6 protein-coding genes are annotated in these 7,671 nt (G+C 66.1%); 2 read left to right on the top strand and 4 right to left on the bottom strand.

Annotated elements, in window-relative coordinates:
- A partial coding sequence (locus DBR23_RS09625; RefSeq protein ID WP_108498097.1) for a uroporphyrinogen-III synthase occupies positions 1 to 799 on the bottom strand: 799 nt, incomplete at its 3' end.
- A 9-nt stretch (positions 800 to 808) separates the two neighbouring features.
- Positions 809 to 1,741 carry a hydroxymethylbilane synthase gene (gene hemC, locus DBR23_RS09620; protein ID WP_108498096.1) on the bottom strand — a complete coding sequence of 311 codons (933 nt, stop codon included), beginning with the start codon at positions 1,739 to 1,741 and terminating at the stop codon, positions 809 to 811.
- A 128-nt stretch (positions 1,742 to 1,869) separates the two neighbouring features.
- Here hemC and ppc point away from each other — a divergent pair, with 128 nt between their 5' ends.
- Positions 1,870 to 4,659 (top strand): phosphoenolpyruvate carboxylase, encoded by a 2,790-nt coding sequence (gene ppc / locus DBR23_RS09615; protein ID WP_108498095.1) that lies wholly within the window; start codon positions 1,870 to 1,872, stop codon positions 4,657 to 4,659.
- Positions 4,660 to 4,865: 206 nt separating this feature from the next.
- On the opposite strand, the gene DBR23_RS09610 is transcribed toward ppc, so the two are convergent.
- Both DBR23_RS09610 and DBR23_RS09605 read right to left on the bottom strand, forming a co-directional pair.
- Positions 4,866 to 5,159: a DUF4148 domain-containing protein gene (locus DBR23_RS09610; RefSeq protein ID WP_108498094.1), complete on the bottom strand. Its 294-nt coding sequence runs from the start codon at positions 5,157 to 5,159 to the stop codon at positions 4,866 to 4,868.
- A 350-nt stretch (positions 5,160 to 5,509) separates the two neighbouring features.
- Positions 5,510 to 6,607: an AI-2E family transporter gene (locus DBR23_RS09605; RefSeq protein WP_099730923.1), complete on the bottom strand. Its 1,098-nt coding sequence runs from the start codon at positions 6,605 to 6,607 to the stop codon at positions 5,510 to 5,512.
- A 371-nt stretch (positions 6,608 to 6,978) separates the two neighbouring features.
- Here DBR23_RS09605 and DBR23_RS09600 point away from each other — a divergent pair.
- Positions 6,979 to 7,671: hypothetical protein (locus DBR23_RS09600; RefSeq protein WP_199227676.1), on the top strand; the 693-nt coding region annotated here is incomplete at its 3' end.

Raw genomic sequence — 7,671 nt, 5'->3', positions numbered from 1 at the left:
CATCTTCCAGCGCCGGACGGCATTCCCGCACGGTGCCAAAGCCCGCTGCGTGGGCCGCTTCGGCGATGCGCGGGTGGGTGGTCAGCGCCTGTGCAGCGCCCCAGTATTGGCCGGGCAGGGCCTCGGCCAGGTGGGCCACCGCCTCGGAACTGCTCAGCAGCCAGACGGAGCCATCGTGCGCCGCCTGTTGTGCCAGCGCCACCTCCTGCGCCGTGAAGCGGGGCGCGCCGCGTTGGTAGGCCACCACAAATTCCACCTGACCGCCCTGCGCCTCGATCTGCTGGGCCAGCCACTCGCGGCCATTGCCCTGGGGCGATTCGTGTGCGCCCTGGGGTGTGGCGGAGCGGCCGCGCACGATCAGCACGCGGTCGCCAGGCCGCACCTGGGGGGCCACCTGGCGCCACAGCGCTTCCGAGTCGAACTGCGGCGCGTCGGGCGCGGGCTCATCGATGGCGCTGCGCGGTACGCCCGCCTGCTCCAGCGCGCGGGCGGTACCTGGGCCAGGTGCCCATGCTCTTGTTTTTGTAGCTGCCAGGGTATGAATATCCAGCGCTACAGGGTGATTTGACTCAAAGAAGTGCGCCACGGCGTTGCCGCTGACAAACATCAGGGCGCGGTAGTTGCCGATGTTGGCGCGGGCCAAGTCCAGCGCCTGTTGCAGGGCAGCGTCCGTGCAGGGACCAATCGCAATCAGGGGCAGCGCCACAGCCTGTATGCCGTGTGCGCCCAGTTGCGCCACCCAATGCGCCGCTTCGCGGGCAGGGCGTGTGACGATGACCCGGGGCGCTGAGGTGCCCATCTCAGGCTCTTAGGCCGGGGTGACGCCGCGCGCACCCCCAGCACGCAGGCGCTGCGCAATCGCGTCGCCCAGTGCTTCCGCTTGCGCCAGTGTGGTGACCGGGGCAGAGGCCTGGGCGCGCACCAGCGGTGCTTTGTCCTCGGGGTCGCCCCAGGCGGCGTCCAGCTGCAGTACGCCCTGGGTGAAGGTGCCGTGCGCTGCCAAGGGCATCGAGCAGCTGCCCCCCATGGCGCGGCTCACGGCGCGCTCGGCGGCCACGGTCAGCCAGGTGGTCTGGTGGGCCAGCGGTGCCAGCGCTTCGATCAGGTCTTGCCGGTCGCTGCGCACCTCGATGCCCAGCGCGCCCTGGCCTGCAGCAGGCAGCATGGCGCTGGGCTCGAACGTGGTGCGGATGCGGGCTTCCAGCCCCAGGCGCTTGAGGCCTGCGGCGGCCAGCACGATGGCGTCGTACTGGCCTTCGTCCAGCTTGCGCAGACGGGTGTCGAGGTTGCCGCGCAGGGGCTCGATCTTCAGGTCAGGCCGCAGAGCCTGCAGCAGCACCTGGCGGCGCAGGCTCGACGTGCCCACCACGGCACCCTGCGGCAGGGCGTCCAGGTTCTCGTAGCGGGGGGAGACAAAGGCATCGCGCGGGTCTTCGCGCTCCATCACGCAGGCCAGGGCAAAGCCCTCGGGCAGCTCCATGGGCACGTCCTTGAGCGAATGCACGGCAATGTGGGCGCGGCCTTCTTCCAGCGCCACTTCCAGCTCTTTCACAAACAGGCCCTTGCCGCCCACCTTGCTGAGGGACTTGTCCAGAAGCTGGTCGCCCTTGGTGGTCATGCCCAGCAGTTGCACGCTGTGTCCACGGGCTTCGAGCAGCGCTTTGACATGCTCGGCCTGCCACAGTGCAAGGCGACTTTCGCGCGTGGCGATGACGATGGGGGGCGTGGGCGAGGGGCTCAAGTTCGTAACCTGTTTGTAATTATTCAGCGGCGCAGGATGCTAGCATGCGCCCGCACTGGGGCTGGTGCGGCCTGCGGCCATGCGGGCTCAACGCGCCAGGCCATCCCACCCATCCCGGAGACTCCTGCATGAAACGATCCGACAAGGACCAGCCCCTGATTGATGACATCCGCCTGCTGGGCCGCATTCTGGGCGACGTGATCCGTGAGCAGGAGGGGGTGGAGGCTTATGAGCTGGTCGAGCAGGTCCGCAAGCTCTCCGTGGCCTTCCGCCGCGACGCCGACCAGGAGGCCGACCGCGCGCTCAAGAAGCTGCTCAAGTCCCTGTCGGGCGACCAGACGGTGAGCGTGATCCGCGCCTTCACCTATTTCAGCCACCTCGCCAACCTGGCCGAAGACCGCCACCACATCCGCCGCCGCGCTGTGCACGAGCGCGCAGGCGACACGCAAGAGGGCAGCATCGAAGTCGCCTTGTCGCGCCTGCGCTGGGCTGGCATTGCGCCCAAGACGATTTCGCAGACGCTGGCGGGCAGCTACGTTGCCCCCGTGCTCACGGCCCACCCCACCGAGGTGCAGCGCAAGAGCATTCTGGATGCCGAGCGCGACATCGCCCAGTTGCTGGCCACGCGCGACGACATCCAGGTGCGCGCCCAGCTCTACAACAGTGCCAAGGACGCGCTCACCCCGCGCGAGCTGGCTGCCAACGAAGCCCTGCTGCGGGCCCGCGTGGCGCAGTTGTGGCAGACGCGCCTGCTGCGCTACAGCAAGCTCACGGTGGCTGACGAGATCGAAAACGCGCTTTCTTATTACGAAGCCACCTTTCTGCGTGAGATCCCCAAGATCTATGCGGACCTGGAAAACGAGCTGGGCCAGTACCCTGTGCACAGCTTCTTGCGCATGGGCCAGTGGATTGGTGGCGACCGTGACGGCAATCCCAACGTCACCGCGCAGACCTTGCAATATGCCCTCAGCCGCCAGGCCGAAGTGGCCCTGCGCCACTACCTGACCGAGGTGCACTACCTGGGCGGCGAGCTGTCGCTGTCGGCCCGCCTGGTGCAGGTGTCGGCCGAGATGGAGGCCCTGGCCCAGCGCTCGCCCGACACCAACGAACACCGCGTGGACGAGCCCTACCGCCGCGCCCTCACCGGCATCTACGCGCGCCTTGCCGCATCGCTCAAGGATCTGACCGGTGGCGAGGCCGCGCGCCATGCGGTGGCGCCACAAAACGCCTATGCCAGTGCCGAGGAGTTCCTGGCCGACCTTCGGGTGATCGAGGCCTCGCTGCAGTCCCACCATGGCCAAGCCTTGGCTGCCGAGCGACTGCACCCGCTGATCCGCGCCGTGCAAGTGTTTGGCTTCCACCTGGCCACGGTGGACCTGCGCCAAAGCTCCGACAAGCACGAAGAGGTGGTGGCCGAGCTGCTGGCCAAGGCCCGTATCGAGCCCAACTATGCCAACCTGCAAGAGGCCGCCAAGCGCGCGCTGCTGATCAAGCTGCTGAACGACGCGCGCCCATTGCGCGTGGTGGGGGCCGAGTATTCCGCCCATGCCCAAGGCGAGCTGGCCATTTTTGAAACCGCCCGCGTGATGCGCGAGCGCTTTGGGCACGAGGCGATTCGCCACTACATCATCAGCCACACCGAAACGGTGAGCGACCTGCTGGAGGTGCTGCTGCTGCAAAAGGAAGTGGGGCTGATGAACGGGACCTTGGACACCGAGTCCAAGAACCACCTCATCGTGGTGCCGCTGTTCGAAACCATCGAAGACCTGCGCAATGCCGCGCCCATCATGCGCGAGTTCTATGCGCTGCCCGGCGTGGCAGCCCTGGTGCAGCGCAGCGGTGGCGAGCAGGACATCATGCTGGGCTACAGCGACAGCAACAAAGACGGCGGCATCTTCACCAGCAACTGGGAGCTGTACCGCGCCGAGATCGCCCTCGTCGAACTCTTCGATGAACTTGCCACAACCCACGGCATCCAGCTGCGCATGTTCCATGGCCGGGGCGGCACCGTGGGCCGGGGCGGTGGCCCGAGCTACCAGGCCATCCTGGCGCAGCCCCCTGGCACCGTGCGCGGCCAGATCCGTCTGACGGAGCAGGGCGAGGTCATTGCCTCGAAATACGCCAACCCCGAAATCGGCCGACGCAACCTGGAAACTCTGGTCGCCGCCACGCTCGAAGCCACTCTGCTGCAACCCACCAAGCCCGCCACCAAGGCGTTTTTGGATGCTGCTGCGCAGCTCTCGCTGGCCAGCATGGGCAGCTACCGTGCGCTGGTGTACGAGACCCCGGGCTTTACCGACTACTTCTTCAACTCCACGCCCATCCGCGAGATCGCCGAGCTGAACATCGGCTCGCGCCCTGCCAGCCGCAAGGCCAGCCAGAAGATCGAAGACCTGCGCGCCATCCCCTGGGGCTTCAGCTGGGGCCAGTGCCGCCTCACGCTGCCCGGCTGGTTCGGCTTTGGCTCGGCGGTGGAAGCCTTCATCAACACCGAAGGCAAGGACCCCAAGGCCCAGCTGGCGCTGCTGCAGAAGATGTACCGCCAGTGGCCGTTCTTCCGCACGCTGCTGTCCAACATGGACATGGTGCTGGCCAAGAGCGACCTGGCCCTGGCGTCACGCTACAGCGAACTCGTGACCGACGCGCGTCTACGCAAAAAGGTGTTCACCAGCATCGAGGCCGAGTGGCACCGCACGGCCGATGCACTCACCCGCATCACGGGCGACAAGCAGCGCCTGACGCACAACACAGCGCTGGCGCGGTCCATCAAGCACCGCTTCCCGTACATCGATCCGCTGCACCACTTGCAGGTCGAGCTGGTGCGCCGCTGGCGCGCAGGGCAGGGCGACGAGCGGGTGCAGACCGGGATCCACATCTCCATCAACGGGATTGCAGCGGGGCTGCGCAATACGGGTTGATCTGCGGGCACAGCGGTCCGAACACGCACTTTCCAGCCTGCTGCTATCGCGGGCACCCACAACAAAAAGGGCTCCCAATGGGAGCCCAGTTTGTTTGGCCAGTGTGGAACTGTGTGTCCAAAACACCTCCCATGGCAGCAGCATCCGCACCGCGCGAAGTGCCACCACCATGGGAAGTCCCGCAACTGCGTCAATCGGTCATGCGGTTACATGGCGCTGAATTCGCCCGAAGGGATCTGGCCGGTGCGCACGGCTTCGGCAGCCTGGGCACGCACGGCAGCACGGTCAGCGGTGGATTTATAGGTCACCACACGCGAGCCAGCAGGCTCGATGCTGCGTGTTTGTGCCACGGTAGCGGCTTCGGCAGCCACTTCAGCGCGGGTGCGGTTCGTGTCGAACTTCAAGGCAAATTGCGAGCCATCGGCTTCGTCTGCATGGGCACCAAAAGCGGCGAAAGCGGCAACAGCAGCGACGGAGAGGAAACGGGCGGTCTTGTTCATGATGAAAATCCTTGAAAGTTAAAAAGCGTCTCAAAAAAGCCGGGTCAAAAACCATTTCTGAACCGGGTTCGGTGAGTCGCCTTGCGGGTTCGGCTCATCGATGGGATGAACTGTACGCCGATGGTGTTCAGGGAAAAACCACCCAGTCGCGAACTAACTGTTCCAGTATTGGAAACAATCGCCAACGACAGTTGGGTGGCGCAGTTGCGCCATGGTGTTCGGTAATTCGGGGTGCTGCATCTCTGGTGCGATGCCAAAGTCCACGTGTGGAAAGGTGCGGAGATCCGGACGGCCCGAGCCGCAGTGACGGCGTCAGAGGCAGACGCTGCGTTGCTCGGTGGCCAAGTCGCTCAGTCGCCCAGCAACTCGCCCACGGCCTTCAGGTCTTCCACCCGGTCGCACACGGCCTTCACGGCCATCATCACCGGGATGCCCAGCAGCAGTCCCCACAGGCCCCACAGCCAGCCCCAGGCCAGCACGCTGATGAACACGGCCACGGGGCTCATGCTGCTGGTGCGGCTGGTGAGCCAGGGGGTCAGCAGGTTGCCGATCAGCGTGTGGATGACCAGCGAGGCACCGCCAATGGCCATGGCCATGTCGAGCGTGCCAAACTGCAAGAAAGCCACCAGGGCCGAGGCCCCTGTGACCAGCGCCGAGCCGATGTACGGCGCGAGGTTGAGCACGGCGGCCACCACGCCCCATACGGCGGCGTTTTCCAGCCCCAATGCCCAATAGGCCGCGCCGGTGGCCAGGCCGACCAGCACGCTGGTGAACACCTGCAGCAGCAGATAACGCTGTATCTGCTGGGTGATGTCTTGCAGCACATGGATGGTGACCTTGCGCCGCTCCAGGCTGGTGCCCGCAATGCGCAGCAGCTTGTCCCGGAACAGGTTGCCCGAGGCGAGGGCAAAATAGGTCAGGAACACCACCACCATCAGCTGCCCCAGCGCCGACATCAGGCCCATGGTGCCGCTCCAGAGGTAGTCGCGGATGTTGAAGGGCGGGCGCTCCACGATCACCCGCTGCACGCCCCGGCGGGGCGCTGCGCTGCTGGCGCTGTTTTCGTTGGCGGCCTGCTCGATCTGGGTGGCCGCCTTCTGCACAGTGTCCAGCGGACTGCTGCCACCAGCGCGTGCCTTGAGGTTGTCGCGGACCTTCTTGGCGGCGACAGGAACCGAGTCCACCAGTTGGGCCGCCCCGTCACTCAGCGACCAGGCCGTGCTGGCCAGCCCGGCCACGATGGCCACCAGCAACAAGCCCGCCCCCAGCGCCCGCGGCACATGCCACCGGGCCATCATCTCCACCGCTGGCCGGAGTGCAATGGTCAGCAGCAGGCTCAGCATGATCGGGATGAACACCGCACTGGCCCAGTGCAGCAGCGCCACGCTGGCGAACAGTGCCAGCAGGGCGAGGGAGAGGTTGCGCACGTCCACAGGCATGTGGAGCATGAGGGGCGCGTGAGGCGCTGGTGCTGAAACCGGAGGCGCAGGGACTGTGGGTGCGTCTGCGTGCGCGTCGGCGATTGGAGTGTGGCTGGCATCTGCTGCGACCTGGCTGGTCACCGCTTGGTCGGGGCTGCCATCGTCAACGGCGGCTGTCGTTGGGCTGGTGGGTGCGGAAGGAGCAGCAGAGGGCGCGGTCATGCGCGGATTGTGCGGCAGGCCGGGTACGGGCTTTGTAGGTGGCCATCCCAACGCCGGCGGCGTTGGCAAAGTGCGACGGAAAACGGGGTTTGTTCCCGCGATGGTGCTTTGCTGAGGCCATTAGGATGATGCGATGCAATTGGACGGCATCACAACATGACAAGGGGCGTGTGCGCATGAATCCTCAACACTCCCTCCGTGGGCGCGTGTTCGCGATGGCAGCACTGGCGGTGTTGCTGGGCGGATGCTCGTCGCTGGATGTTCCGCGTGCCGACAACTATCCAGCCACCGACCAGAAGAAAGCGCGCGCCGTGCACCACTGGGATGTGTTGGCCGACGACGTGGCGGGCCGCATCGCGGGCAAGATCGGTGCCTGGCCAGCCGGCGAGTACCCTATCTACCTGGCGCCGAGCCCTGGCGACACCAGTTTCAACAACGGCTTTCGCAAGCTGCTCATCACGCGCCTGCTGGATCGCGGGGTCGTTTTGTCCACACAACCCACGGCGGTCACCCTCACGTTTGAGACCCAGGTGGTCCAGCACAATGCTCGCGTGCAAACCTGGGGGCCCATGCCCTGGACGCGTCTGGCGCTGGGCGTCGGTGTGGCGCGAGACTGGTATCTGTTCCGCCAGGGCGTCGGGTCGATGCTGGCGGGCGTTGCCACCCTTGGCGCGGTGACGGACCTCACGCAATACGCCATCGACGGATCTGCCGCAGGCGGGCCGACGCGCACAGAGGTGCTCATCACGACGTCACTCGAAAGCGGTGACCGCTATCTGGCGAGTACCGCAGACGTGTACTACGTTGAGCCCGATGATTCGCCGCTGTACAAAACGCAGTTACCACCGCCTCCGCCACCACCGCCCCCC

The sequence above is a fragment of the Acidovorax sp. HMWF018 genome (assembly GCF_003061035.1).
Taxonomy (GTDB): Bacteria; Pseudomonadota; Gammaproteobacteria; order Burkholderiales; family Burkholderiaceae_C; genus Acidovorax; species Acidovorax delafieldii.
The sequence above is the reverse complement of the archived record's forward strand: the minus strand, read 5'-3'. Positions and strand labels throughout refer to the sequence as shown.